A 25529-nucleotide genomic window follows, 5' to 3' on the forward strand; every position below is an offset into this window, starting at 1 on the left:
CTTTATAGCTGGTTATTATAATTATCTAATGTTTATCCGCTCTAGAGTTGTAACAACAAAACCAGTCATATTAACCAAATCATCCATCTGATCCTCAGTAACCAAACGGCCAAATTCCACTGTAAGACTGGTTGATATTTTCTGGTCTGTATCTAACGGGTTAAAATAACTGGTTAATGAAATATTCCGAGAATTCCCCCATATTTCAAGAAGGATATCTTTTAATTCATGAAAATTTAGCTCTTTTTCCGATACAAGAACAAATTCAAGTCTTACATAACATCCAGCCTGGTGGTCCGTTTGAATAGAAGGCAAAAGCTCGGCAGCCAAATTAATCAATGTCGATTTCAATTCTATTTTTGCGAGACCTTTACCTTCCGGCAAATGAAAGGCTACGTCAAAAGAACGGGACATTTTTGCTAAATTAATTAAATCGTTGCGATCAGTTATAATAATGTCACCCTTGATATCCAGATCATAAAGGGCTCCTTCAATTACTACCTTCATATTATCAAAAGCTGTTGGGTCAAACATTGCTTACTCGACTCCTTTAGAAAAGTCCTTGCGGATTCCCGTGATCATCCACATCCATATTAAGAGCGGCTGGTTTTTTAGGGAGTCCTGGCATCGTCATGACATCTCCGGTTAAGGCCACGATAAAGCCTGCCCCGATTGAAGGTTTAAGTTCCCTGATCGTTACGACGAAATCAGTCGGCCTGCCAAGTTTAGAAGGATCATCGGATAGAGAATATTGTGATTTTGCCATACAAATAGGAAAATGAGACCAGCCGAACTTGTCAAAGTCAGCAATTTGTTTTTTGGCTTTAGGTGAAAACTCTACGTCCTTACCCCCGTATACTTTTTGTACTATGGTTCTGATCTTTTGTTCAATCGAGTCAGAAAGTTCGTATAAGGGATGAAAATGATTTTCCTCTTTTTCCAACACTGCCAAGAGTGTTTGAGCAAGCTCAATACCGCCTGACCCGCCCTTTTCCCATACTTCCGTTAGGGCAGCAGGCACTCCTTTCCTTTCACACCAGTCAAGCAATGCTTGAACCTCTTTATAAGTATCGGTAATAAATTTATTAATTGCAACTACTGCCGGAAGGCCAAAGCTTTTAATGGTTTCAATATGCTTTTGTAAATTAGCAAAACCAAGCGTAAGAGCCGGGATATTCTCATTTGCCAAATCCATTTTTGCGACACCGCCATGCATTTTTAAAGCACGGATGGTAGCGACCACCACAACAGCTTCTGGCTTAATTCTGGCACTGCGTGATTTTATATGTAAAAACTTCTCTGCACCCAAATCAGCTCCAAAGCCGCCTTCGGTAATAACATAATCAGCTAACTTTTGAGCTGCCTTAGTAGCAATGACACTATTGCAGCCATGCGCGATATTGGCAAACGGACCGCCGTGAATTAGCGCTGGTGTGTGTTCAATAGTTTGGACAAGATTAGGTTTAACCGCATCTTTTAGCAATAATGCTAATGCACCCTCTACTCCAAGATCCCCCACTGTCACAGGTACTTTATTTACGTTATAAGCAACAACCATTCTTGATAATCGTAATTTTAAATCCTTTAAGTCGGTTGCTAAACAAAGGACAGCCATAATTTCAGAGGCAACGGTAATATCGAAACCATCCTCACGGGGAACACCTTGAAGGGGACCGCCAAGTCCGATTATTACTTTTCGTAAGGCACGATCATTTAAGTCTAATGCCCGTTTCCAAACGATTCTGCGTTGATCGATGTGTAACTCATTGCCTTGCTGAAGATGGTTATCAATTAATGCAGCAAGAGCATTATTTGCAGTCGTTATAGCATGTATGTCTCCGGTAAAATGGAGGTTAATGTCCTCCATCGGAAGAACTTGAGAATAACCTCCGCCAGTTGCACCGCCTTTTATGCCCATAGTTGGACCCAGTGAGGGCTCACGCATTGCAATCATTACCTTTTTCCCAATTCTATTAAATGCATCACCAAGACCAACCGTAACAGTAGATTTGCCTTCACCCGCAGGTGTTGGATTAATCGAGGTAACTAATATGATTTTTCCATCTTTATTTAAGTTTATTTTATTAAGTGCTTCATTGGAAATTTTCGCCTTATACTTACCATATAGCTCTAAATCATTTTCTAGTAAACCAATTTTTTCTGCAATTTGGACAATGGGCTTCATATTTGATGCTTGAGCAATTTCAATGTCTGACTTCACTGGTGTTTTCATCCTCACCTAAATCCCCCCGTATTCAGCATTAATTTTCATAGCACTATAATTGTATCAAATAAAGTTTTTTTATTCCGATTATTATTATATCGAAATTAGTATCTTTCCTGAAATTATAATAATGTTTATAATGTAATTATCGAATTTTTTTAATATTCAATGACTACATCCGCAGGTCATTATATAATTACCTTTAAATTTATGGATATAAGAAAGGGAGCGGTCACTTGCCTATTAACATACCTAAGCAATTACCTGCAAGAGAGATACTAGAACAGGAAAATATTTTCATTATGGATGATGAGAGGGCAATCACCCAGGATATCAGGCCTCTAAATATCTTAATTTTAAATTTAATGCCTGAAAAAGAAAAAGCTGAAACACAATTATTGCGGTTATTAGGAAACTCACCCTTACAGGTAAATGTGAACTTCTTAAAAACCGATTCGTATGAGTCAACTCATACTAGTAAGCAGCATTTGGAACAGTTTTATACAACCTTTCCGGAAGTTAAAAATTTAAAATTTGACGGAATGATAATTACTGGTGCACCGGTAGAATTATTAGAATTTGAACAAGTGAAATATTGGGCTGAATTAAAAGAGATCATGGATTGGGCCGATCAAAATGTGACCTCAACCCTGCATATTTGCTGGGGTGCGCAGGCGGCTCTTCACTATCACTATGGGATCGGTAAATTTGAGCTGGAGCGTAAATGCTCCGGAATCTACGCCCATCAAATTTTTGAGCAAAATGATATTTTATTGCGTGGGTTTGACGATCAATTTTATGCTCCACATTCACGTTACACAGATGTACCTATTGAATCCATTTTGAAAAATCCAGAATTAAAATTATTAGCTGCCTCTGAAAAAGCCGGGGCATTATTGATTACCTCAAGGGATCGAAAACATGTTATGATAACAGGCCATCTGGAATATGACTCCGATTCATTAGCACAGGAATATGAGAGAGACATAAAAAAAGGGCTAAAGATTCATGTACCTGAAAATTATTTCCCAAATAATGACCCAACACAACCACCTATTAATCGGTGGCGCTCACATGGTCATTTATTCTTCTCTAATTGGTTAAATTATTATGTATACCAAGAAACACCATTCAATTGGGGTCAATAAGCATCGGTTTCCGATGCTTTTTTCTATTGAAGCTTTTTGTTTATTATTCACTATTTATAGCCATAATACATAGAAAAGGAGTGTTCCAATGGAAACAATCACAGCAGTCCATCGAAATCACTATGGAGAGATTATCAATTTTGTTACCTCGGAAGGGCGGATCATATCTTACCGCAAAGCATTATTGGATGTTGAACTAGGCTTAATTCAAGGTATGCAAACAGTACAGGAAACCAATGGAGCATTAGCTCTCATGCCGGATAACGAACAATCCTTTGACCAATATCCAAATTTATTTTAAAAAACACCTAGCTTGATTAGCTAGGTATTTTTTGGTTTAACATTTTAAATTGTGAGAAATTCATTCATGTTCATTTTGCTTTTGAACGTCCTTTAACGCGTCAATCCTATTTTGATCTTCCTCAAAGAATTGTACCAGATCGCCAATCCTGTCAATAGAGTCCCAGCTTAAATGATGCTCGATCCCTTCCACATCATGATAAATATTTTCATCCTTTACCCCAATAATTTTGAGGAATTGTTCAAGTAGTTCATGTCTAAAAACTAGGCGTTTGCCAATTTTATTACCCTTGGGTGTTAAGCTAAGTCCTCTATATTTTTCATAAACTAAGTATTCATCCTTATCAAGCTTTTGCACCATTTTTGTTACTGAGGAGGGATGGACAGATAACGCTTCGGCAATATCCGATACTCGCGCGTAACCTTTTTCTTCAATTAATAAATATATTTGTTCAATATAATCTTCCATACTAGGTGTTGGCATCCCTTAACCTCCAAAAAAATTACTCTTTTAAAAGTTTACTATATTAAAAAATGAGTGACAAGGTTCTTTCTCACTTATTAGCAGAAGGTATTACTTTTTCGGCATTCTCTTCAAATAAAAACTTTATTCTTTTTTCCTGTTCATCAAGGAATAGCCTGGCATTGAAGGTTTTATCCTTATTCGTAAACCCTTCGATTAGTTCTGTTTTTTCACCTGACAGCAGAAGCTTTACATTTTTCTGTGTAATATTTTTCCCAAGAATTTTTTTTGAAATGGTAAAGTTACACTGATTTTTTTTGTAATTACTGCAGCCATAGAAAGTGCCTTTATCGATGATCTCCCCATCACATTTTTTGCATGGACCAAGTTTTGACGGTGATCTTCTTTTTCCCTTTTGTTTTCCAGGAGTGAAGTTCTGAGTCATTTCGTCAGAAAATGTCCAACTAGCAGATTGATTTAAACTAGATGAAATTAGATGGAGGATCATTTTTTTCGTTTGTTCCATAAAATGCTTTGGTATAGCAGATCCTTCTGATATCTCCTTTAGTTTTTTCTCCCACTTAGCTGTCATTTCTGGTGAAGCAAGAATTTCTTCACCAATTGCTTCAATTAATATTTTTGCTTTGGCAGTTGCATACACAACATTCTTTTTCACTTCAATGTATAAACGATCCTTAAGCATGGTGATAATTCCAGCCCTTGTCGCTTCCGTTCCTAACCCTTCTGTTTTCGTAAGTATTTTCTCAAGTTCCTTATCATCTATATGTTTTCCAGCAGTTTTCATTAATGTGATAAGCTGGCCTTCGGTATACCGCTTGGGCGGCTGAGTTTGACTCTCTTTTACATCAACTTTTACAGTTTTCCCCTGTTCCCCTTGTTTTAGCACAGGCAATTCAGGCTCTTCATCTCGTTCCTTGTTTTTTAGTACTTTTCTCCAACCTTCTTCGAGCTGTACCTTTCCTTTAGAAATAAAGGATGCCCTGCCGTCGACTAACGTGGTAACCGTAGTGTATTCTGCAACCGCCTTATTATAATGGGCAGCAATTAAACTCGTAACAATTAAATCATATATTTTTCGTTCCTCCGAACTAAGTCTATCTAAATAGGGGATTTGTTCTGTCGGTATGATCGCATAGTGATCCGTTACCTTTTTTTCGTTTACATATCTTTTGTTTTCTGCGATAGAAGCAATCGGCAGAGGGAAAAAGCTTTCGTATTCTTTTATATGACTTAATCGATTTAAAATATCAGGGAAAGTACTGGCCTCTTCTTTCGTAACATATCTTGAATCGGAGCGGGGATATGAAACAAACCCTTTTTGATAGAGTTTTTGCAGAATATCTAACGTATTCTTTGGAGAGAATTTATATCGTTTATTGGCTTCAGCCTGTAATGCTGAAAGATTGTATAAAAGCGGTGGTAAAAATTCTTTTCTTTCAGAAAGTACCTCTGCTACTTCTGCAGGCTTGTCTCGACAGAAGGCAGCTACTTTTTCAGCCAATTCCTTCGTCTTCACACGGATTTCCCCGTCGTTCTGCCACTTTCCACTGTATTTTTTTCCATCTATAGAAAAATGGGCAATAACCTCCCAAAACGGCTCTGATTTAAAATTTTCAATCTCTATTTCTCTTTTCACAATAAGAGCTAAGGTGGGAGTTTGAACTCTGCCTACTGAAAATACATCTGAAAATCCTTTTTGCTGAAGCAGCAAGCTATAAAGCCTTGAGCCATTCATGCCAACAATCCAATCCGCACAAGCACGGGTATAGGCCTCAAAGTATAAGCTTTTGGTTTCCTGTTCATCTAACAGTTTATTGAAACCCTCTCGGATCGCATTAGGTGTTAAAGATGAAATCCAAAGTCGTTTCATTGGTTTTTTGCAGTTTGTCAAGCGCAAGATATTTCTGATAATCAATTCACCTTCACGCCCGGCATCACCGGCATGTATGATTTCTGTTACATTTGGATCTGAGACTAGTTTTTTTATAACGGTAAATTGTTTTGCCTTATCTCTTGTTACTTCGTATTGAAATTGTTCAGGTATGATGGGCAAAGTGTCCAATGACCATTTTTTCCAACCAGGTTCATATTTTTCAGGTGAAACCAGCTGACATAAATGTCCTATTGCCCATGTCACATATGCACCCTTCGTAAAGGTTTCATTAGGAAATATTTCAATAAATCCGTTTTGCTTTTTATGTTTAAAAATTGAAGCAAGAGTTGAACCTTGATCGGGTTTTTCAGCAATAATTAATTTCATCTTAATTTGCTCCTTTATAAAGCATCCCTGATTCATTTTCCCACTTCAAACCTATTTCGTAAAGTTAAAAAATAAGGCAGAATTATGGTAAGCAAATAAAATAAGTTCTCTCATTTATATAACTTTTAGCCGTAATTATGATAAATAAAAATATAACCTGCCATACAAATGGCAGGTTTTAATTTTTATAACTACTTATTTGGTTTGAATGAGTTTTTTTCCTGCACATACCAATTCTCTTCAGGAACAATATTTGAGACAGTTAAAATGAATGAGGGAATTCGCTCCACATCAAAAACAATCGCTCCAATTTTCTTTGTAAACATGATAAAAGCATTCCCATGGGAATATTCAGCCAAGTGATTACCTATATGAAGCAATGACATGAGGATGGCTTGCTTTTCATCTGCTCCAATTATGACTTGTGGTGAGAATCTTAAAATCCATTCATCTCCATCAATTGAAAATCGGTACATGGGCTCCCCTACCTTGAAAAAGAAAGTTATTATTAAAATATATGAGGAAGATACTAGATTATATTCATCGAAGAAATTATTCAAAACAAAGCCTTTTTTCAGGAAAAAACCACCTGTCATTCCTTGACTGTCCATTTTCATTATTGTATATTTAAAACATCATGTAAGCGAATAATCTTTTCCTGTACATGATAATATTTAACATGGTACCGAATAGGTACCACGATAGGCTTAGGAGGAAGAAGTACATGCAAAACGGTAAAGTAAAATGGTTTAACAACGAAAAAGGTTTTGGTTTTATCGAAGTTGAAGGTGGAGACGACGTATTCGTACATTTCAGTGCGATTCAAGGCGATGGCTTCAAATCATTAGAAGAAGGTCAAGAAGTTTCTTTTGAAATCGTTGAAGGAAACCGTGGACCACAAGCTGCTAACGTAGTAAAACTATAATCATTTCTAATACTAACCATTCAAAGGCTGACGATGTTCGTCAGCCTTTTTACTATCATTAGTCTAATTTTTTTCCATACTCTCGGAGCTGTTCGCCCACTGTACATTGAGAAATACAAAAACGATGTGCGGCTCTCCGCCCGTCTGCCTTTCTAATATATTTATGCAAGAAACAGCCATTACAATATTGATTCATTAAGCCTTCTACTTGGCTTAATAATTCCTTACGTACGGAAGGCTTCATATTGATTCGTCACCCTCTCTACAGTATTAATGTCTTAGCGAATATTTCTTTCCCTTCTAAGGCTTGGGTCGCCAGTTTATCGGCTTCCTTGTTGTCCTTACGTGGTATTACCGTGAATTTCGGCTGCAAACCTAGCGCCTTTATTTTTTCTTCAATGCGGTCAAGCCAACGGTTTAGAGTTTCTTCATAACACGGCCATTCTCCTTCTAGCTGCTTTAATATTCCTTGAGAATCACCCTTAAATTCACATGACAAATGATGTACACCTAAATCTTCTAAGATATTCAAAGCAAAATAAAATGCAGCATATTCTGCTTCATTATTAGATTCCATTTCATCAAAACGTTGATTGGCACGGATGCGATATTTCTTCTTTCCTTGCTTAAAAAAGATAACCGCTCCAAGTCCAGCTTGGTGACTATCCTTTTGAAATCCGCCGTCAAAAAAAACGGTAATTTCATGAGGATCCTCTTCAATTTCAGTCAGAAGCTTTTTCATTTCTTTTAGAATCCAAGAGGTACCTGCCTGGTCATAAAAATATAGTTCCGATACTTTCGCGCTTGCCTCAAGCTCCTCGGCAAATTGAACTGCTAATTCACCTGATAACCAGTCTGAGGAACATTGAACCTTTTCATTACTTTTGACTTTATATATCCACTCAAGCTTATAATTCATTTTTTTCAGCCTTTCATGATGGTTTTCTTCGTCTTATCAACTAGCTTATTCAGTAAGGATAAAAATATCGTTACTTTTATTCTGCCCACTTGTTCCCTAGAAAAATATTTCCCTGCATGAGACTGTGAAAATATGTTAAACTTTTTTTATGATGAGGTATAACTTTTATCACCCAAGGAGGAAACAGCATGATTGAAGTCTATATTGATGGAGCAAGTGCTGGAAATCCTGGACCGAGTGGAGCCGGGATATTTATTAAGGGAAACGGTACTCCAGAAAAATATTCAATACCGCTTGGAAACATGTCAAACCATGAAGCAGAATTTCATGCCTTTATTGAAGCTCTTGATATCTGCTATCAAAAAGGTTTTGTCCATTCTATAATTTCTTTTAGAACTGACTCTGAATTAGTGAATATGGCCGTAGAAAGAGAATTTACTAAAAATAAATCGTTTGCCCCTTTACTTGAAAGGGCATTACAACTTTCAAAAAAATTTGACTTATTCTTTATGAAATGGATTCCCAGTGCCGAAAACAAAGTTGCAGATGAACTGGCCAGATTGGCGATTCAAAAAAATAACAGTGAGGAGAAAAACTAGACACCATGAAACGACCACTTATTGCCGATTTAAGCTTACTATTTGTTACATTGATTTGGGGTACAACCTTTGTTCTAGTGCAAAATGCAATCGATTTTCTACCTCCATTTGCTTTTAATGGCCTTCGTTTTTCCCTTGCAGCCATTCTATTATTTTTTTGCCTGCTCTTTTTTAATTTTAAACAGCTAAAACAATTAAACCTGAAAATACTTGCCTCAGGAATGTTTATCGGTTTTTGGCTTTTTCTAGGTTATGTAACCCAGACCATAGGTCTTGTATATACTACTACATCAAAGGCAGGATTTATCACTGGACTTAGCGTTGTCTTGGTTCCACTATTTTCCATATTTTTACTTAAACAATATCCGAGTAAAAATGCTGTCTATGGTGTGATAACGGCGACGATTGGTTTATTTTTTTTGACGTTGACTGATGTTTCAGGCTTAAATATCGGTGATGGATTTGTTTTTATCTGCGCGATTAATTTTGGTCTGCATATTATTATAACCGGTAAGGTCAGTAATAAATACCCTACATTGCTGTTAACGGTGATTCAAATTTCAACCGTTGCGCTATTATCTGCCTTCTCGTCTTTCTTTTTGAGGATTGGCGCAGTTCAGTAAGACTGGAGATTTTAGTGTCAAAAGATGTTTTGTCTGCTTTGATCGTTACAAGCATCTTTGCGACAGCCATTGCTTTTTTTATTCAGACTAATTTTCAAAAGTATACTTCCGCAACAAGAGTTGCGTTAATTTTCGCCATGGAGCCAGTTTTTGCTGCACTAACTGGTTATTTTTGGGCCCATGAACGATTATCGATTAGTGCACTTTTTGGATGTATTTTGATTTTTATGGGAATGATTTTTGCTGATCTTCCACCAGGAAAGCTAGCTATGTTTAGAAAAAGTAAAAGTTTGGAAAGTTAAAAGCTCCCTCTTGTGAAGGGAGCTTTTTCTATATAATTAAATTTCCAGTAATTCTCTTTCCTTCACATATTTTAAAGCAGCTTTTCTCGAGTTTATTTTATTTTCTGTTAGCATCTCGAGCAACGCTACATAGAAACTCCCGTCAAAACGTTTTTGCGCTTTTAGTGTCAATTCAATAGCGATATTAATTATTTCATCAGAAGCATTTGTATAGTGTTTTCCGAAGAAAATAAAGCCGATTGCATCCTCTTGAAATTGAAAGCCCTTCCCTTTCAAGTTGTCCAGATAATCTTCAACTGTTAACACGGTTTAGACCAATCCTCTCCCACACATATGAACAGTTAAAATCTTAACTTAAATTTCGACAATTTTCTATCTTTTTTTGTAAAAAGGTGACCGATGACACCCACCAATACTCCTAACAAGGCTCCTCCGATTACTTCCTCAGGTTGATGACCTAACACTTCTTTCAATTTTTTGGGAGCTTCCTGCTTAAATTCCAGACTTTCTTCTTGATGAATTTTTTGAATTAAATCATTCATTGAATTCACTTTTAGAGTAAGTTCACCCGTCTGACGCCGGACTCCCTGCGCATCATACATAACAATTAAACCGTAGACAAGTGAAAGAGCAAAGTCAAAGGTTGGCAAACCTCTTTGCAGTGCAATATAAGTAGTCAAGGTCGAAACACCTGCTGAATGTGAACTTGGCATTCCTCCTGTTCCAAAAAACAAGTCAGGCCGCCATTCTTTCTGTTTTAAATAATGAATTGGAATTTTAACACCTTGAGCGAGACCAATGCTAAAAAGGGCTAAATAAACACCTTTGTTCATCTTATCACCTCTATCCTTTATTGTTCAGAAAGTGGTGTTTTATTATTCCTTGTGGAAATACTAAAAAAAGTGGGAGGTGAAGGATTATGACTAAAAAAGGCAATGCAAGTCGAGGAGTAAAAGCTCCAGGCGTCAATCCACAAGGATATGGGCAAGATGCAGAAACGACTGAAGATCCAAAAAGCAAGTTAGAAAATAGAGCTAAGAAAAGTAATACTAAAATATAATTTCTGTGCGGTTTTTTACAAAAATCCAAAAAGGGTGCCCCAATATTTGGAACACCCTTTTTAAAACTTAAGAAATAATGGCCTCATCTAGCGGGAGGAGCCGCTGTAAACCTCGAAGTTCAACTTCTTTCAATTTATTTAAAGCCTTTTCCTTAGGAATTTTCAATCCTGCTTGTTCAAGTTGACATGTTACAGGAACATCACATTTTATTTCGGCTAAGGTCCTAGATAAATGGAGCATATCTAAATCTTGCTCAATTTTTGATTTATGAGATTTTGATAAACGGTCAAGGTTTGAAATAATCCCTTCTACATGATCAAATTCTTTTAATAACTTAAGGGCAGTTTTTTCACCAATCCCTTTAACCCCAGGGTAATTATCGCTTGGATCACCCATGAGAGCCTTTAAATCAATCATCTGTCTAGGCATGATTCCCTTATCTTCAAAGAAGGTTTGAGGTGTATGAACAAGATAATTGCCATATCCTTTTTTGAGTAATATCACCGAAATATCCTCCTCTAAAAGCTGAAGAATATCCTGGTCACCCGTTAAAATCGATACATGTGCAGTACCCTTCAGTTGCTGTGCAATGGTACCGATACAATCATCTGCCTCGTACCCAGTCAAACCAATATTAGGAATATCAAAGGACTCAACAACCTCTTTGACAAGATCAAATTGCGGAATAAGCTCAATCGGTGCCTCACCACGATTCCCCTTATAATCAGCAAAGATTTCTGTTCGAAAGGTTTTGCTCCCCATATCCCAGCATATAGCAAGGTGTGTCGGCTTAAATGAGGATACAGCCGTAAATAGATGTTTAAGGAAACCATGAATTCCATTCGTCGGAATCCCTTTAGAATTTATCATAAATTGGCCTGTTACCGCGGTAGCGTAAAAAGCACGGAATAATAAGGCCATACCATCAACAAGCATGAGTGAAGGCTTTTGATTTTCCAATTTTTTAGTCCTCCTTTTGGTATACTAAAAAACAGCACGTCTACCATTATACCATAAGAAGATTAGGATGATGATTCAATTTTATTTTCTTCATACGAAATCCAGTCGCTAAAGCTTCCAATATACAGTTTCACCTTTTCAAAACCAGCTTCCTTTAGAGCCAGAAAATTGGGGACAGCCGTTACCCCAGAGCCACAATACACGATAATCGGCTGGTTTGAGTCAAGATCAGAGAATCGCTGCAATTGTTTAGAAGCTGGTAAATAACAACCTCCACTTAATCCTTCCATCCATGGTTTATTAAGTGCACTCGGAATATGCCCTGCTTTTTTATCAATCGGTTCTTCTAACCCAAGATAGCGCTTGGCTTCACGGGAATCGATTAAAACCTTGTTTTGTTTGGCAACGGTATCCTTTACCTCTTCATACGTGGCCAGTAGCTCAGACCTCAAACCAACGCGAAAATCTTCCCTTTTAAAGGTTGGAATATCTGCTGTCACAGGAAAATCTTCATCCAGCCAGTTTTTAAATCCACCATCTAGGACATACACATTGTCGTGACCGAGATATTGCAGCATCCACCAAAAACGAGCTGCGAATGCGCCTTCCCCATTATCATAAGCAATGACTGTCATTTCCTGACTAATACCTGCTTTTTCAAGCTTGCTGACTAAGACATCAACATCTGGTAAGGGATGGCGTCCGCCATGATCAACGACAGTTCCTGATAGATCCTTTTCTAAATCAAAGTAAACAGCCCCTGGCAGGTGACTTTCCAAATAATTAATATTTCCCATTTGTGAGTCAGCTAAAGAAAATCGGCAGTCTACAATTCTTACATTCCTATCATTTAAATGATTTAATAACCATTCACTGTCTTTTACATATTTCATGCCTATCGCCCCCCATTTATTTTGAAAGCTTTTGCTCGATCTCCATTAGAAGATCAACCGAAACTCCTCCTTCTAAGGCTGAGAGCAGACTTAAGTAAAAATCCTCCGCCTGTTCATGCATTTGCCTTATTAGATGGCTGAAATTGTCATTCAGTTCTGAATCATAATGCTGATTTAACCGGGCCGCTTCATTCTCTAGATAATCATCAGCAAAATCATTCAGTATTTTATACAGCTCATCACTCATTAACTTTTTCTCGTTTTTCTCAAAAAAGGACTTAGGATTCTTAAAGTAGGAAAGGGCTTTACTAAACTGCTGCGGATTTATGTCCCTAAAAGCAATTGGGAAATCAATCGGATTACTTTCCTTTTTTTCAAACAACGAAAAAGAAAGATCTTGGTTTAATTCAAGTAAATTCCTAGTAAGTCGTTCTTGATAATCTCTAAGCAGATTATTAGTAAACCGATCTAGTCTGACAGTTGTCGCTCTAAGTTCTTGGGCAAAATCATATCCAAAGCTTTCAAGAAATTCATCCAGTCCTTGCTGCAAAGCTTTTTTTAAATTGCGTCCGTCATCCCTTAAAACAGATGGGTTAAAGGCCTCTTTAAAGAAATCACCAAACCGTAAGAAAACTCTTTGCTTTATATAAAAAATTAACTCTTCTGCCTCTTGAATCAATCGATTTTGTAAGGCTGCACCTTTTTCGTTATTAAGAAAATCCTTAATCTTTGCCCGTTGCTGTTCAATTTCGGCTCGTTTTTGTGCTTTAATGGTGCGGTCTTGCTGAGAATTCTGAATTAGTGCTGCTACCAATTCATGAACCCTTGCTAATTCTTGTTCTGCTGAAGAAATCGCCATTTGTGTTAGGTCATTAGAAATAAAATTATAAAACGCCTGCTCAAATGGTTTCATGCCAGAGGTTACATTTAATTCAGGATTGGTTTTTTCCTTAATGGCCAAAAGACTAGATAAGCTGTATAAATGTGGATTTCTTATCCCATACTTAATTAAATGTTCTTCAACATAATCGGCAACGGATTCCTTTTCTTCCTCATTTTCAGCAAGGTCAATGGCATTAATGATAAAAAACATCTTATCCATTTGAAACGATTCCTTTACACGTCCCAGCTGTATTAAAAACTCGCGGTCTGCTTTAGAAAAGGCGTGATTATAATAGGTGACAAAAAGAATCGCATCAGAATTTTTAATATAATCAAAAGCTACACCAGTATGTCTTGCATTAATGGAATCTGCTCCCGGAGTATCAACAAGTGTGATTCCCTTTCTTGTTAATTCACAATCATAGTAAAGTTCAATCCATTCTACATAACAAGATTTTTCTTCCTGTGCCACGTACTCTTGAAAGTCAGCTAAATCTGTTGTCTTAATCGTACCAAGTAATGGTACAAAGGATTGAAATCCCTTTCTAAATGCATGTAAAAAGGCTAAATGTGTCTTTTCTAATACCCCTTGACCTTGCTCAAGAATAATTTCCTCGATTATATTCACAGCCTCGGAAAAACCGCCTGCGTGAAGGTCAAAAACCTTTAAGGAGCGATTGATATCATCAAGAAGTGTATTTGCCTCTTTAAACTTTACTTTTACGGTTCCATGCGGATGTTCCGCAGTTACAGGCTTTATTTTATTAATTGCCGCTGTGGTTGGATTTGGAGAAACAGGCAGGACCTTTTCCCCCATTAAGGCATTGGCAAAGGAGGACTTACCAGCACTAAACGCGCCAAATAGTGCTACTGTAAATCCTTTATTAGCAAGCCTATCCGCCTTTTCTGTTAATTCTTTTGATATTTTATGAAAACCAGGCAGGTCCTTTAAAAGGTTTGATGCTCGATTAAGTTTTGCAGTTGTTTGCTGTAAAAGATCGCCTAATGGTTTTCTCTCAGATTTAATCTCCGTCTTGACTTTGGTTTCCCGTGTTTTTTCCGGCTTCGATTTCACCTTATTGACTTCACTAAGGGAATGAATTACTTCGCACTCTTCTTCTTCAAAACTAAAAAGATGATGTACATCCTCCTGTAAAGTTGTATTTACTAACAATTCATTTATTAATTTTTCTCGATTTAGATTCTCTTGTTCATGCTCTCTCAACTCATCTAATGCGTTAACATACTTTCCAATCTTCTGGAATTCCTGTTCATATTTTTCCCTTAAACTCACACTTTGCTCTTCTAATGCTTTGATTAATTTGTCTTTAAAATCAGTTATTTGATTCCGAGCAATTCTCTTGATCTCATTCGCAACATCTTCTGTATAATGAAGCACATAGTCCCCGGTAACACGAGCACCGTGCTTAACCGTATTACTCAATAAATCCATTGAAACAGATATGGAAAAAGTTTGTGCTATGCTTTGAAGATCAGGCTGATCAAGTTCTGCCTCCTTTAAGGTAGACAATAAAAATTCCCGTAAATGCCACTCCAATTGAGTTCTGGTTTTCTCAAGCAGATCTTGGTAAAAACTCACCAACCTTTTATTTCGCTCTTCCTCTGTTTTCTGTTTCGAAAATAAAAAACCTACTTTAAATTCCTGTTGGCAGCTTTCCAAATATTTCTCAGCTAATTCCCTTGTTTGGAATGGCATAAGGTAAGAATTTTTCATGATTTGAGACATTTCTAACTCAAATTCCTTTTCTTTTTCTGCAGGTCTATTCTTGACTTCATTAAGGTCCGATACAAGTGTTTGATAGTTTTTTAATAAATCTTCTTTCTGGTGTTCTGATAATTCTGTTAGTACACTTAGTGATGGGGCAAGTTCTTCTGCTTCCTGCTTGTTTACACCACTTAAATGGTCATAGGCTATTTTCTTTAATGATTGGTATATAGAGGGCAGAATCAGTTCGTCCTTCATTGCCAGTTTTTCAGCAATAAATTCTTGTAATGGTTGAAACTCGTTGAACGGATGACTTTTATTTTTTAAAGATGTATAAAAGATCCTTGCTGGTTTCACACCCCAAGAGGCAAATGAATCTACAACACTTTTTTGAAAGTCTTGAAAAGTTAATTCCTCATCTTTATGTTTATCTATTTGGTTAATAACGAGATATATCTCTTTTCCAGCCTCTGTTAGTTCCTTTGTAAATAAAAAATTTAATTCAGCTTGAACATGATTGTAGTCCATTACATAAAAAATGATATCGGCCAGGTGGATAGCGGATTCTGTAGCAATCCGATGTGCATCATCAGCTGAATCAATCCCCGGGGTATCCATTATGATTGTTTTGGATGGTAACCTTGAATCACTGTGGCTGATTTCCACTTCTTCAATTTGGTCACCGTCTTTACAATAATTTTTGACTAAATCATAATCATAAGGAGCTAAATACAACCTTGGTTTTTCATTTTTGAAAACTACTTTTGCATAATCCTCACCAGTTTTTACTTTTACTAAATTCGCACTTGTTGGAATGGGACTTGAAGGCAGTAAATTCTCCCCTACCACCTGATTGATCATTGTCGATTTCCCTGCTGAAAAATGACCGCAAAAAGCAATAGAGTATTCACGGTTCTCTAATTTTTTTGCGAGTTGTCTCACTTTTTCAGATTGGACTTCATCGTGTTGATTTGTTAAATATTCGTAAACCGAAACCATTTTGCTTTTTAGTGTAAGAAAAGTTTCTTCCAGTCTAGCTGTTTGCACCATTGATATTCCCCTTAGTATCATAGTAATATTTTTTATTTTATACGATAATTCAAATATTTCCTATAATGCACACCCCATTTTGGGGTGAAAATTTATATATAAAACAAAAGCCAAGGATTTCTCCCTGGCTTTTGAAATATATTATTGAGCTACATTTTTCAAAACGTGCTTCATGACAAATGCATAGATAATCACCGTTCCACCAACAAAAGCAAAAGTCATATGTAACACCTTCCTTGTTAGAATCATCTGAGAATGATTTTCATTATTAACGTTATTTTAACATGGCTGATAATCATTTTCAATAACTAAGTGAAATTGTCACAATTTTTTAACAAACTTTGGGATAAAACGGTGACAGTCTTGAAAGGTCTTATCATACTCAGTTAGAGTAATAAGAGCTTTTTCTTCAATCGGGATTCGAATCATTAGAATGATGGTATTTAAGACCGTAAAAAGAATTGCTGTAAAATAAGCGTTAAACAGCATTGGGGCAGCCAACAACTCCATTCCTACCACCACATAATTAGGATGCTTTAAAAATCGGTATGGTCCCTTCCTTACGATCCTAGCATTTGGTAAAACAAGTACTTTTGTATTCCAGAATTTCCCCAGTGAAGTAATTACCCATATTCTCACAACCTGCGCAAGAGCAAATAAACATAAAAACACAGGCCATAAAGCAGAAATACCCCGCTTAAGTAGTAACGTTTCAGTAAATAGGGAAATAAAAAACATCATATGTATAAGTACCATAAACTTATAGTGCTTTTCTCCAAATTCTACTGCCCCTTGGTTTTTCATCCATATCTCATTTCTTTTGGCAACAAAAAGTTCCACAATACGTTGAATGACGATTAATATGATTAACAAGACAAATGGCATGACGATCATTTATTGCCACCTCATTAGAAGTAATTCTGAACTAAAACCGGGGCCAAGGGCTGTTGCAAGTCCCAAATCGCCTTTGGGAATATCCTTTTCCATAAATCGCTTTAAAACATATAAAACAGTTGCTGAAGACATATTTCCATTATTTTTTAAAACTTCGAGTGAGGTCTCATTCATCGAAGCAGGAATCCCTAATGATGTAATATAAGCGTCCAATACTTTTTTTCCGCCAGGATGGGCAATAAAGTGGTTTATTTGCCCAAGCTCCAATTGCTGTTCAGTTAAAAATCCAACCACATTTGGCTTTAACCATGCTTTAATAATGTGAGGAATATCCCTGGAGAAAACGACAAATAACCCTTGATTACGTATGTCCCAGCCCATTACATCTAAGGAATTCGGCATAAGTGTTGATTGAGTGGCTACAATGAACGGTACGGCAGACTTATTACTATATTTTTCTTTTCTAACTTCATCCCCTATGATTAACGCACAGGCGATACCATCTGCAAAAAGTGATGTTCCTATTAAATTACTTTTTGAGAGGTCATTCCTTTGGAATGTTAAACTACATAGTTCAACTGACAGGACGAGTACTTTCGCCTTCGGAAAGGCTGAACAGTATTCAAAGGCCCTGGATAATCCCGCAGCTCCCCCAGCACATCCCAATCCCCAGATTGGGATTCTCTTTATATGTGGATTAAAAGGCAAAAGGTTAATAATCCTTGCATCTATACTTGGAGTCGACAACCCTGTTGTCGAGATAAAGAAAATAGCGTCAATATCTTCGAAAGAAATTTGACTTTTAAGAAATCTGTCATTTTTTAAGCATGTAACAATTGCCTCTCGGCCGAGGGTAACAGCTGATTCAATATAGGCATTATTTTTTTCTTCAAAGGTATGAGATTCCTTAAACCATTCTAATCCTTGAACAAAATGTCTATTTTCGATTTGCCCATTTTGAAAAGCTTTTAAAAGCCGCTCAATATCCTTGAATGAGTCGGAAAATAGTTCACGAGCAAATGCAGATGCTTGGTCTTGATTTACTTGGTAGGGAGGAATAACTTCAGAAATGGAAATAATGGCAGGCATTTATCTATCCCCTTCTGTATGGATAAAGTTATTTTTTCCGTTGCAAATGAAATTATTCCCAGCAGGCAGAGGTAAAAAAAAAGCTTCCCACGACCGGGAAGCAAACGTTTTGAAGGTTGTTGCTGTGCACTTAAATTATATCGCGGTTTTGGAATTCCTTCATTAGATAAACTTTTCCAATTTCATTTTCCACTCGGTAATTTTCTGTCATTCTTATTTTTCGGATTGCTTTTGTACCTCAATCTTAATTTTGTTACTAGCCAATACGCCGCACACCTTGCAATGCTCTATATCATCATATAAAAGGCGGCAGTTCTCACAGTAATATTTCTCCACCATCATCACTCACTTCTAATAAAATATAAGAATATATCATCAGCTTATTTTTTTAATGAAAGAGTGTTACCTCGTTTCAAAAACTAGAAGGATATTTGTAAAAATATTATTCAATTCCATAAATCACATCTATATTTACCTTGTTCACAGTTTATTCATATTTGCCAAACTAGCGAGTGATATAAATCACTGTTGTATCAAGTTTTTATCATTAACATAGTAGTTAGATAAGGAATGAACAATTTGTGAACTACACAAATTCATATTTTTCTTTTGCAATTGTTTTGTATTATGAAAGAGAAGTGATTCATTAATTTTTTATTTTCTGAAGGGAGTGCTAGGGGGATGGCGAAAGCGGAACTGAAAACAAAACAAAAAACAGAAGTGGAAGATAGCTCTTCTCTTAAAGGGACTTTAGCGTCCGTTTTCTTTTTGGGAGCGTTTATTATTGTAACTTGGGTAAGTGTCTATTATCTGTTCGTCGAACGTTTTTAACTGATTGAAGGGGGAAGATATCATGCACATGCATAAATTTGAAAAAATCTGGCTGACCTTTGGTATCGGCTGCCTTGTTGTTTTTCTATCGGTGGTAGGTGTCAGCGCTTTCTACCTAGGCAACAAACCGGCAAGCTGTTTAACTACGATCAATTCTGAAAAAGTTGATCAGACTAAGCCTTTTGACAAACCCGGTTTGCATAAGGTGGAGGGTAAAGAATGGGACTATGAGCTAGTATTTGTAGCATCTGCTTTTTCATATAATCCTGCACAAGTAAAAGTACCCCTAGGAGCGAAGGTAAAGGTTATAGCCACTACAAAGGACGTTATTCACGGCTTTGAAATGGCTGGTACCAATATAAATATGATGCTTGAGCCAGGATATGTTAGTGAGTATACCACTACATTTGACAAGGCGGGCGAATATTTAGTTGTTTGTAATGAGTACTGTGGTTCTGGACACCACTTAATGAGTGCAAAGATTGAGGTGGTTAAATAATGGCTAACGATAAAGCAAAAGTTAAAGTAGATCCGCGTGATGCAAAGCTTTCAATGGCCCACTTTTTCGTAGCCTTTTCGGCTCTTGCTCTTGGCGGCTTAATGGGCCTCCTTCAGACCCTTGTGAGATCTGGTAAATGGGAACTTCCTTGGGGCATTGACTATTATCAAATTTTAACGGTTCATGGGGTTTTAATGGGCCTCGTATTAACAACCTTTTTTATAATGGGATTCCAATATGCCGCTGTAAGCAGAACAACCGGTGGTCATTCAAATGCTGCCAGACGCACCGGCTGGATTGGTTTTTGGGTGATGTTACTTGGTACTGTAATGGCCGCAACAATGGTTTTGCTTAAAGAGGCGTCAGTTTTATATACATTTTATGCACCACTTAAAGCCCACTGGATTTTTTACTTAGGTTTAACCTTTGTTGTAGTAGGGAGCTGGGTTGACGGTGCAGCGCAGATTATGACTTATGCTAGATGGCGCAAAAACAATCCAGGAAGACCAAGTCCATTATTAAGCTTTATGGCTGTCATTAATACCGTTCTTTGGATTGTTGCTACATTAGGTGTAGCTGCTACCGTTTTGTTCCAGCTGCTTCCTTGGTCGCTTGGATTAGTTGATACTGTTGACGTATTAGTCAGCCGAACATTATTCTGGTATTTCGGCCATCCATTAGTTTATTTCTGGCTGCTCCCTGCTTATATGTGCTGGTACGCTATAATTCCAAAGGTAATCGGCGGAAAAATCTTTTCAGATTCACTGGCTAGACTTTCATTTATTTTATTTTTACTTTTCTCCATTCCAGTTGGTTTTCATCACCAATTAACCGAGCCTGGAATTGATCCTGCGTGGAAGTTCTTACAAGTTATTTTAACATTTATGGTTATTATCCCGTCATTAATGACTGCCTTCTCATTATTTGCTACTTTTGAGAGATATGGCCGCTCTAAAGGGGCAACTGGCCTTTTTGGCTGGTTTAAAGTACTGCCATGGAATGATGCCCGCTTCACTGTTCCATTTATCGGTATGGCTTCATTTATACCAGCTGGTGCTGGCGGGATTATTAATGCCTCTAACCAAATGGACGAAGTGGTTCATAATACGATTTGGGTAACAGGACACTTCCATTTAACTGCCGCAACATCTGTTGTACTTACATTTTTCGGCATTTCTTATTGGCTGGTACCACATTTAACTGGACGGAAATTAACGAAAGCTATGAATAAACTGGGTATTATCCAGGCATGGATTTGGTTTATCGGTATGGTATTCATGTCAGGGGCAATGCACATAGAAGGTTTACTTGGCGGACCAAGACGTTCATCTTTCTCAACCTATGGTGGAGCAAAGCAGGCTGCTGAATGGATTCCATACCAAATTGCTCAAGCAGTAGGCGGAACAATTTTATTCCTTGGTATTATTTTAGGTCATCATTATCTTTGTTAATCTTGCTTTCTTTGCGCCTAAAGGTGATCAGGAATTCCCTGTGGCAGAAGCTGAGAATACAGAGGAAAAAGCTCCAATGGTATTTGAAAATTGGAAACTATGGCTTGGCATTACAGCAGTTCTTATTTTATTTGCTTACACGATTCCGTTTATTGATATTATTCAGAACGCTCCCCCAGGTTCAAAAGGGTTTCAAACTTGGAGTAAATGATTATTGTCATTGGATAATAAAAAGGCCTCAATCTTTCTGATTGGGCCTTTTTCTGATCAATCCAACTTGTAAATATCTGTATATTTTTCATATAGATAATCAATTAAATAAGTGGGGTTTAACCCTTCTCCAGTGACATCCTGTAAAATCTCAAGTGGTTTTTTTAATTTACCATATTGATGGATCTTTTCAGTCAGCCATTCTTTAATGGGTAAAAGTTCTCCATTTTCCACCATGTGATTAAGATTGGGAAATTCCTCAAGCATTTTATGTTTAAATTGAGCTGCATACATGTATCCTAATGCATACGACGGAAAATAACCAAAGCTGCCGCCGGCCCAGTGGACATCCTGCAGGACTCCTACTGCATTATTTTCCGGACGAATACCAAGGTACTTTTCGTATTTATTATTCCAGACTTCTGGTAAATCCCTAACCTCCAATCCACCATTGAATAACTCTTTTTCAATTTCATAGCGAATCATTACATGGAGAGGATAGGTTAATTCATCTGCCTCTATTCGAATGAGGGATGGCTTTGACTCATTAATGGCCCGATAGAAGTCCTCCAATAATACTCCATCCAACTGACCATTGGGAGCGTATTGCTTCAAAAGCTCAAAGTTATTTTTCCAAAACGAATAGCTTCTGCCTAAAATATTCTCATAGAAAAGAGATTGTGATTCATGTATGCCCATTGAGGTTCCAGTACAAAGCGGTGTACCAATTAAATCCTTTGAAATATTTTGTTCGTATAATGCGTGTCCACCTTCGTGAATGGTACCAAAAACGGCGGTTCGGAAATCATCTTCATTATAATTTGTGGTAACACGAACATCTCCCGGGTTAAGTCCTGTTGCAAAAGGATGGACTGTTTCATCCAGCCTCCCCGCTTGAAAGTTATAACCTATTTTTTCTAGGATTTTTAAGCTTAATTCCCGTTGTCTCTCCTTTGGAAACTTTCCAAATAGAAAATTCGTTTTTGGCTTAGCGGAGGATTCCGAAACCTTTTTAACTAAGGGGACAATTTTGTCTCTTAAATCACTGAAAACCCGATCTAATATACTTACCGTCATACCTGGTTCGTACATATCTAATAACACATCGTACTTATTTTCCTGATGCCCCAAGTAGCCAATGAATCTTTTTGTCATTTCTACTAACTTTTCCAAATAAGGGCTAAATAAAGCAAAATTATCTGTTTCTTTTGCCTCCTCCCAAACACTTTCTGCCTTCGATTGGAGGACGACATATTCCTTGTACTCTTCTTCTGGTATTTTTTTATTTCGTTCATACTCCCGTTTACATTCTTGCAGAATTCTGCTGGTCTTTTCTGAGAGTGATTGTTTCGATAACACAGCTATGTATGCAGCCATTTCCTCGGAAGTTGACATTTTAAATACTTCAGAAGAAAGCAGCCCAATTACTTCCGAGCGCTGCTCAATCCCTTGTTTTGGAGCTCCTGTCCTCAGATCCCAATAAATAAGTCCAAGTGCTTCATTATATGCAGAGATTTTTTTTACAAAATCTAAAAATTCTTTTTCTAGTTGGTTCACATTCATTCCAAGACCCCCTTTTCATTAGTTAAATTTTAACATNNGTATGGATAAAAAAAACAACAGAAAACAAGATATCTGTTGTTTTAAAATAGAGAAGTTTTTGGAAAATATTAATCCCGTTAAAGGGAGTTAGCGAGGTTTTTGACAAAAAACCTTGTTCATTGCCATTTAAAGGTTTGTAACATTTGCACCTCCTCAAGTTTGTTTACTTCATTCTAATTATAAATTAAAGGAATTATATACTTTTGTGCTTTTTATCACACCTTTTATATAATTTTATTACTATATTGTGAAAAAGGGGCTAAAAACATGATTGAGCTGGTGGGTTGTTGCTGCAGTTGCAGGAAAGAAGTTTACTGTTTAGATGGTTTTTTAAATGGTATCCATAGAGACAAAAAAGAAATCTATTGTTTTGAATGCTTTGAAAAACTCGAAAATGAAAAAGAAAATCCACAAAGGTAGCTTTGCGGATTTTTGTACATCGTTTTTTCATAGGTTTCCCAGGCTGATGATTGGTTTTACTTAATAAGTCAGGAAACTCTAGAACAGGATTTGTTCTTATAAAAAGGTTACGTTAAACTTGAGAGTTGATTTCCGCTCCAATCAACATTCTTAAAATCAACAATAGCCCTTAACACAGCCTATAAAAAAGTAAGCGGAAGAAAATGTATCTTCCACTTACTCTTCATTAATTTTCAATTGGCTCCGTTGGCAGCACAGCTTTTATTTCTTGTAAGACACTCAAATCAACTTCATTATCCAGAAGGATATGAACAGTTCCTTCATCCTTTTCAGTCCTAATTAGCCGTCCCATTCCTTGGCGAAGACGAAGTAACATATATGGTAAGTCTACTTCTAGGAATGGATTGTTAAGTCCATTCTTTTTTGCAGTAAAGACTGGATCATTAGGCGGAAACGGAAGGGAAAAAATAATTACATTCTCTAACGACCTGCCCGGTATATCAAGCCCCTCCCATAAATGGATCGAACAAAGCACAGCATGTTCTTCATTTTGGAATTTTGAAACTAGCGTGCTTATCTCCTCATCTCCTTCAAAATAGACATGGTAAGGAATTAAATCCGGCAGAAGCTTTTTTAGGTATAACATTTCTTCATTGTTATTAAGAAGGATTAACGCTCGACCTTCTGATTGGTTGATTTTCCCAGCCGCATACTTTACCTTCTCTTCAAGACTTTCATGTGGAAGACGAGGCATATATATTTTCATTTTTTCATCATAATCAAATGGCGAAGCAACTGAAAAAGATAAGTATTCACTCACACCAAGACTATTTGCCATATATTCAAAAGACTTATGATTTGAAAGTGTGGCTGAAGAAAAAATAAATGGCTTTTTCTGTGAGAATACTTCTTCACGCATAACTTCCTCGACCATTTTAGGCATGATAACTAGGGTTCGTTCTCCACCCTTTTCTTCAAACCAAGTGATCCCGTTTAGTTCCTGAAGGAATAATGAGAGTGAATAAGTTATTTGTTCTAAATACTCCTCAACAATCTTTAAATCATACTCATTAATGACATATAACTCACTCTCAAAGACAAGTTCCTCTTCGAGTGATTGAAGTGTAGACAACAGCATTCTGCATGTTTTCATTACTAACGGATGCTTGGTAATGACTTGTTTTTCTGATCCTTTTGATTGAGAAGAGAATTGAGAGATGGCATCGAAAAATGCCTCATTTGCTAAAAGCGCCTCTTCAATCGTATATAACGTTTTTTCGCGCACTTCGTTTTCCATTAATCTTGTTAGTAAAGTATCTAATGTATAATCTGTAAAGCGATAACTCAGAGCCTTCTGTGCGGCATACTCGAGCAAATGGCCTTCATCAAATACGACAGAGGAATGATCTGGCAATAGTGGAAGCTGCCCTTCCCTTCTTCTTGATTCCTTTGTCCAGATATGTTCCATATAAAAATCATGTGAGCAAATAATTAAATCCGTTGAATGTCGATAAAATTCACGGTGTAATGTTAAGCCGCAGCGATGACGTTTATCACAAGAAAAGCAATCTTGCAGCGCATCCCAATTCACATTGCCCCATACCTCATCTGAGAGAGAAGGAAAATCCCGTCTGTCACCATATCTTTCAAAAGTCTGCATTGATCCAACAGAATGAACGAAATCAGGAAGTTTTTGATACACCTCCGAAATCTCATCCGAAAAATCATTATTTTTCACCTGATCAAGCTTTTTTAAACAGAGATATTGGTCCCTAGACTTTGCCAGACGTACGTCAATCTGTAAGTTTAAAATCTTCTCTAGTTTTGCAATATCGCCTTCTTTTTTTACTAGCTGTTCTATTAAAGTCTCATCAGCACAAGCAATTATAGCAGGTCTATTTGTATAACGGGCAAACATAATTGCATAGAGCAAATAAACAATGGTTTTCCCCGTGCCAACTCCTGCCTCAGCAAACATTACTTTTTTTTCTTTAAAAGCTTTCTCCAATTGAAAGGCCATATAAATTTGTTCATCTCTGAGTTCAAAACCAGCCTCGGGTAAAACATCATAAAATAGATCGCCAATCCATTCCCCTAATTTGTCATAAAAAGACTCTGTTTTGGAAACTTCAAACGGCATCCGATTTTGCATGACAACCTCTCCCCCATATTCTACT

The 25529-nt window shown here is 37.0% G+C and carries 24 protein-coding genes and 2 pseudogenes; 10 read left to right on the forward strand and 16 right to left on the reverse strand.

Going from position 1 to position 25529, the window contains the following annotated elements; all coding sequences use genetic code 11:
- Positions 1–21: 21 nt before the first annotated feature.
- Positions 22–534: a hypothetical protein gene (locus V7266_RS23365; RefSeq protein WP_335471481.1), complete on the reverse strand. Its 513-nt coding sequence runs from the start codon at positions 532–534 to the stop codon at positions 22–24.
- A 16-nt stretch (positions 535–550) separates the two neighbouring features.
- Positions 551–2233 carry a formate--tetrahydrofolate ligase gene (locus tag V7266_RS23370; RefSeq protein ID WP_420491493.1) on the reverse strand — a complete coding sequence of 561 codons (1683 nt, stop codon included), beginning with the start codon at positions 2231–2233 and terminating at the stop codon, positions 551–553.
- Between the two features lie 227 nt (positions 2234–2460).
- Between V7266_RS23370 and metA the strand changes: the two genes are divergently transcribed.
- Positions 2461–3372, forward strand: coding sequence for a homoserine O-acetyltransferase MetA (gene metA / locus V7266_RS23375; protein WP_335471485.1), 912 nt, complete (start codon positions 2461–2463; stop codon positions 3370–3372).
- Positions 3373–3460: 88 nt separating this feature from the next.
- On the forward strand, positions 3461–3673 hold the full coding sequence (locus V7266_RS23380; protein WP_335471487.1) for a DUF3892 domain-containing protein: 213 nt from the start codon (positions 3461–3463) through the stop codon (positions 3671–3673).
- 60 nt (positions 3674–3733) lie between these two features.
- On the opposite strand, the gene mntR is transcribed toward V7266_RS23380, so the two are convergent.
- The 3 genes from mntR to V7266_RS23395 all read right to left on the reverse strand — a co-directional run bounded on the left by mntR (position 3734) and on the right by V7266_RS23395 (position 6892).
- Complete coding sequence (mntR, locus tag V7266_RS23385; protein ID WP_335471488.1) at positions 3734–4156, reverse strand: transcriptional regulator MntR; 423 nt, start codon at positions 4154–4156, stop codon at positions 3734–3736.
- A 70-nt stretch (positions 4157–4226) separates the two neighbouring features.
- On the reverse strand, positions 4227–6416 hold the full coding sequence (locus tag V7266_RS23390; RefSeq protein WP_335471489.1) for a DNA topoisomerase III: 2190 nt from the start codon (positions 6414–6416) through the stop codon (positions 4227–4229).
- 191 nt (positions 6417–6607) lie between these two features.
- Entirely contained in the window at positions 6608–6892 is a 285-nt protein-coding gene (locus V7266_RS23395; protein WP_335471490.1) for a hypothetical protein, read from the reverse strand.
- Between the two features lie 248 nt (positions 6893–7140).
- On the opposite strand from V7266_RS23395, the gene cspD reads away from it, so the two are divergent.
- Positions 7141–7341, forward strand: coding sequence for a cold-shock protein CspD (gene cspD, locus V7266_RS23400; RefSeq protein WP_071459908.1), 201 nt, complete (start codon positions 7141–7143; stop codon positions 7339–7341).
- 58 nt (positions 7342–7399) lie between these two features.
- Here cspD and V7266_RS23405 read toward each other — a convergent pair whose 3' ends face one another.
- Positions 7400–7585 carry a zinc-finger domain-containing protein gene (locus tag V7266_RS23405; RefSeq protein WP_335471491.1) on the reverse strand — a complete coding sequence of 62 codons (186 nt, stop codon included), beginning with the start codon at positions 7583–7585 and terminating at the stop codon, positions 7400–7402.
- An 18-nt stretch (positions 7586–7603) separates the two neighbouring features.
- Positions 7604–8260: a reverse transcriptase-like protein gene (locus V7266_RS23410; RefSeq protein ID WP_335471493.1), complete on the reverse strand. Its 657-nt coding sequence runs from the start codon at positions 8258–8260 to the stop codon at positions 7604–7606.
- 188 nt (positions 8261–8448) lie between these two features.
- On the opposite strand from V7266_RS23410, the gene V7266_RS23415 reads away from it, so the two are divergent.
- Both V7266_RS23415 and V7266_RS23420 read left to right on the forward strand, forming a co-directional pair.
- Positions 8449–8859, forward strand: a complete 411-nt coding sequence (locus V7266_RS23415; protein ID WP_335471495.1) for a reverse transcriptase-like protein — start codon at positions 8449–8451, stop codon at positions 8857–8859.
- 5 nt (positions 8860–8864) lie between these two features.
- A pseudogene (locus tag V7266_RS23420) lies at positions 8865–9784 on the forward strand (DMT family transporter).
- A 36-nt stretch (positions 9785–9820) separates the two neighbouring features.
- Here the strand turns inward: V7266_RS23420 and V7266_RS23425 are convergent.
- Together V7266_RS23425 and V7266_RS23430 are read right to left on the reverse strand one after the other, a co-directional pair.
- Positions 9821–10090, reverse strand: coding sequence for a DUF6123 family protein (locus V7266_RS23425; RefSeq protein WP_335471496.1), 270 nt, complete (start codon positions 10088–10090; stop codon positions 9821–9823).
- A gap of 35 nt (positions 10091–10125) precedes the next feature.
- Entirely contained in the window at positions 10126–10617 is a 492-nt protein-coding gene (locus V7266_RS23430; protein ID WP_335471498.1) for a divergent PAP2 family protein, read from the reverse strand.
- Between the two features lie 86 nt (positions 10618–10703).
- Here V7266_RS23430 and sspL point away from each other — a divergent pair, with 86 nt between their 5' ends.
- Complete coding sequence (gene sspL / locus V7266_RS23435) at positions 10704–10844, forward strand: small, acid-soluble spore protein L (protein WP_335471499.1); 141 nt, start codon at positions 10704–10706, stop codon at positions 10842–10844.
- Positions 10845–10911: 67 nt separating this feature from the next.
- On the opposite strand, the gene V7266_RS23440 is transcribed toward sspL, so the two are convergent.
- From V7266_RS23440 to V7266_RS23460, 5 genes are all read right to left on the reverse strand, one after another.
- Entirely contained in the window at positions 10912–11805 is an 894-nt protein-coding gene (locus V7266_RS23440; RefSeq protein WP_335471500.1) for a 5'-3' exonuclease, read from the reverse strand.
- 62 nt (positions 11806–11867) lie between these two features.
- Positions 11868–12698, reverse strand: coding sequence for a sulfurtransferase (locus tag V7266_RS23445; protein ID WP_335471501.1), 831 nt, complete (start codon positions 12696–12698; stop codon positions 11868–11870).
- A gap of 16 nt (positions 12699–12714) precedes the next feature.
- Positions 12715–16356, reverse strand: coding sequence for a dynamin family protein (locus V7266_RS23450; RefSeq protein ID WP_335471502.1), 3642 nt, complete (start codon positions 16354–16356; stop codon positions 12715–12717).
- A gap of 321 nt (positions 16357–16677) precedes the next feature.
- The gene (locus V7266_RS23455) at positions 16678–17250 is read right to left on the reverse strand and encodes an isoprenylcysteine carboxyl methyltransferase family protein (RefSeq protein WP_335471503.1); all 573 of its coding nucleotides are present in this window, start codon (positions 17248–17250) and stop codon (positions 16678–16680) included.
- A complete protein-coding gene (locus tag V7266_RS23460; RefSeq protein WP_335471504.1) occupies positions 17251–18339 on the reverse strand; it encodes a type III polyketide synthase in 1089 nt (362 codons plus the stop codon).
- A gap of 681 nt (positions 18340–19020) precedes the next feature.
- Here V7266_RS23460 and V7266_RS23465 point away from each other — a divergent pair.
- The 3 genes and pseudogenes from V7266_RS23465 to V7266_RS23475 all read left to right on the forward strand — a co-directional run bounded on the left by V7266_RS23465 (position 19021) and on the right by V7266_RS23475 (position 21331).
- On the forward strand, positions 19021–19170 hold the full coding sequence (locus tag V7266_RS23465) for a cytochrome c oxidase subunit 2A (protein ID WP_101648585.1): 150 nt from the start codon (positions 19021–19023) through the stop codon (positions 19168–19170).
- A 22-nt stretch (positions 19171–19192) separates the two neighbouring features.
- Positions 19193–19669, forward strand: coding sequence for a cytochrome c oxidase subunit II (locus V7266_RS23470; protein ID WP_335471505.1), 477 nt, complete (start codon positions 19193–19195; stop codon positions 19667–19669).
- A pseudogene (locus V7266_RS23475) lies at positions 19669–21331 on the forward strand (b(o/a)3-type cytochrome-c oxidase subunit 1). Before V7266_RS23470 ends, V7266_RS23475 begins: the two are co-directional and overlap by 1 nt.
- Positions 21332–21387: 56 nt before the next feature.
- Here V7266_RS23475 and V7266_RS23480 read toward each other — a convergent pair.
- Positions 21388–22893 (reverse strand): carboxypeptidase M32, encoded by a 1506-nt coding sequence (locus V7266_RS23480; RefSeq protein ID WP_335471506.1) that lies wholly within the window; start codon positions 22891–22893, stop codon positions 21388–21390.
- A gap of 306 nt (positions 22894–23199) precedes the next feature.
- On the opposite strand from V7266_RS23480, the gene V7266_RS23485 reads away from it, so the two are divergent.
- Complete coding sequence (locus tag V7266_RS23485) at positions 23200–23352, forward strand: hypothetical protein (RefSeq protein WP_335471507.1); 153 nt, start codon at positions 23200–23202, stop codon at positions 23350–23352.
- A gap of 226 nt (positions 23353–23578) precedes the next feature.
- On the opposite strand, the gene V7266_RS23490 is transcribed toward V7266_RS23485, so the two are convergent.
- Positions 23579–25504 (reverse strand): ATP-dependent DNA helicase, encoded by a 1926-nt coding sequence (locus tag V7266_RS23490; protein ID WP_335471509.1) that lies wholly within the window; start codon positions 25502–25504, stop codon positions 23579–23581.
- Positions 25505–25529: the final 25 nt, after the last annotated feature.

Source organism: Neobacillus drentensis (assembly GCF_036965645.1).
Taxonomy (GTDB): Bacteria; Bacillota; Bacilli; order Bacillales; family Cytobacillaceae; genus Neobacillus; species Neobacillus drentensis_D.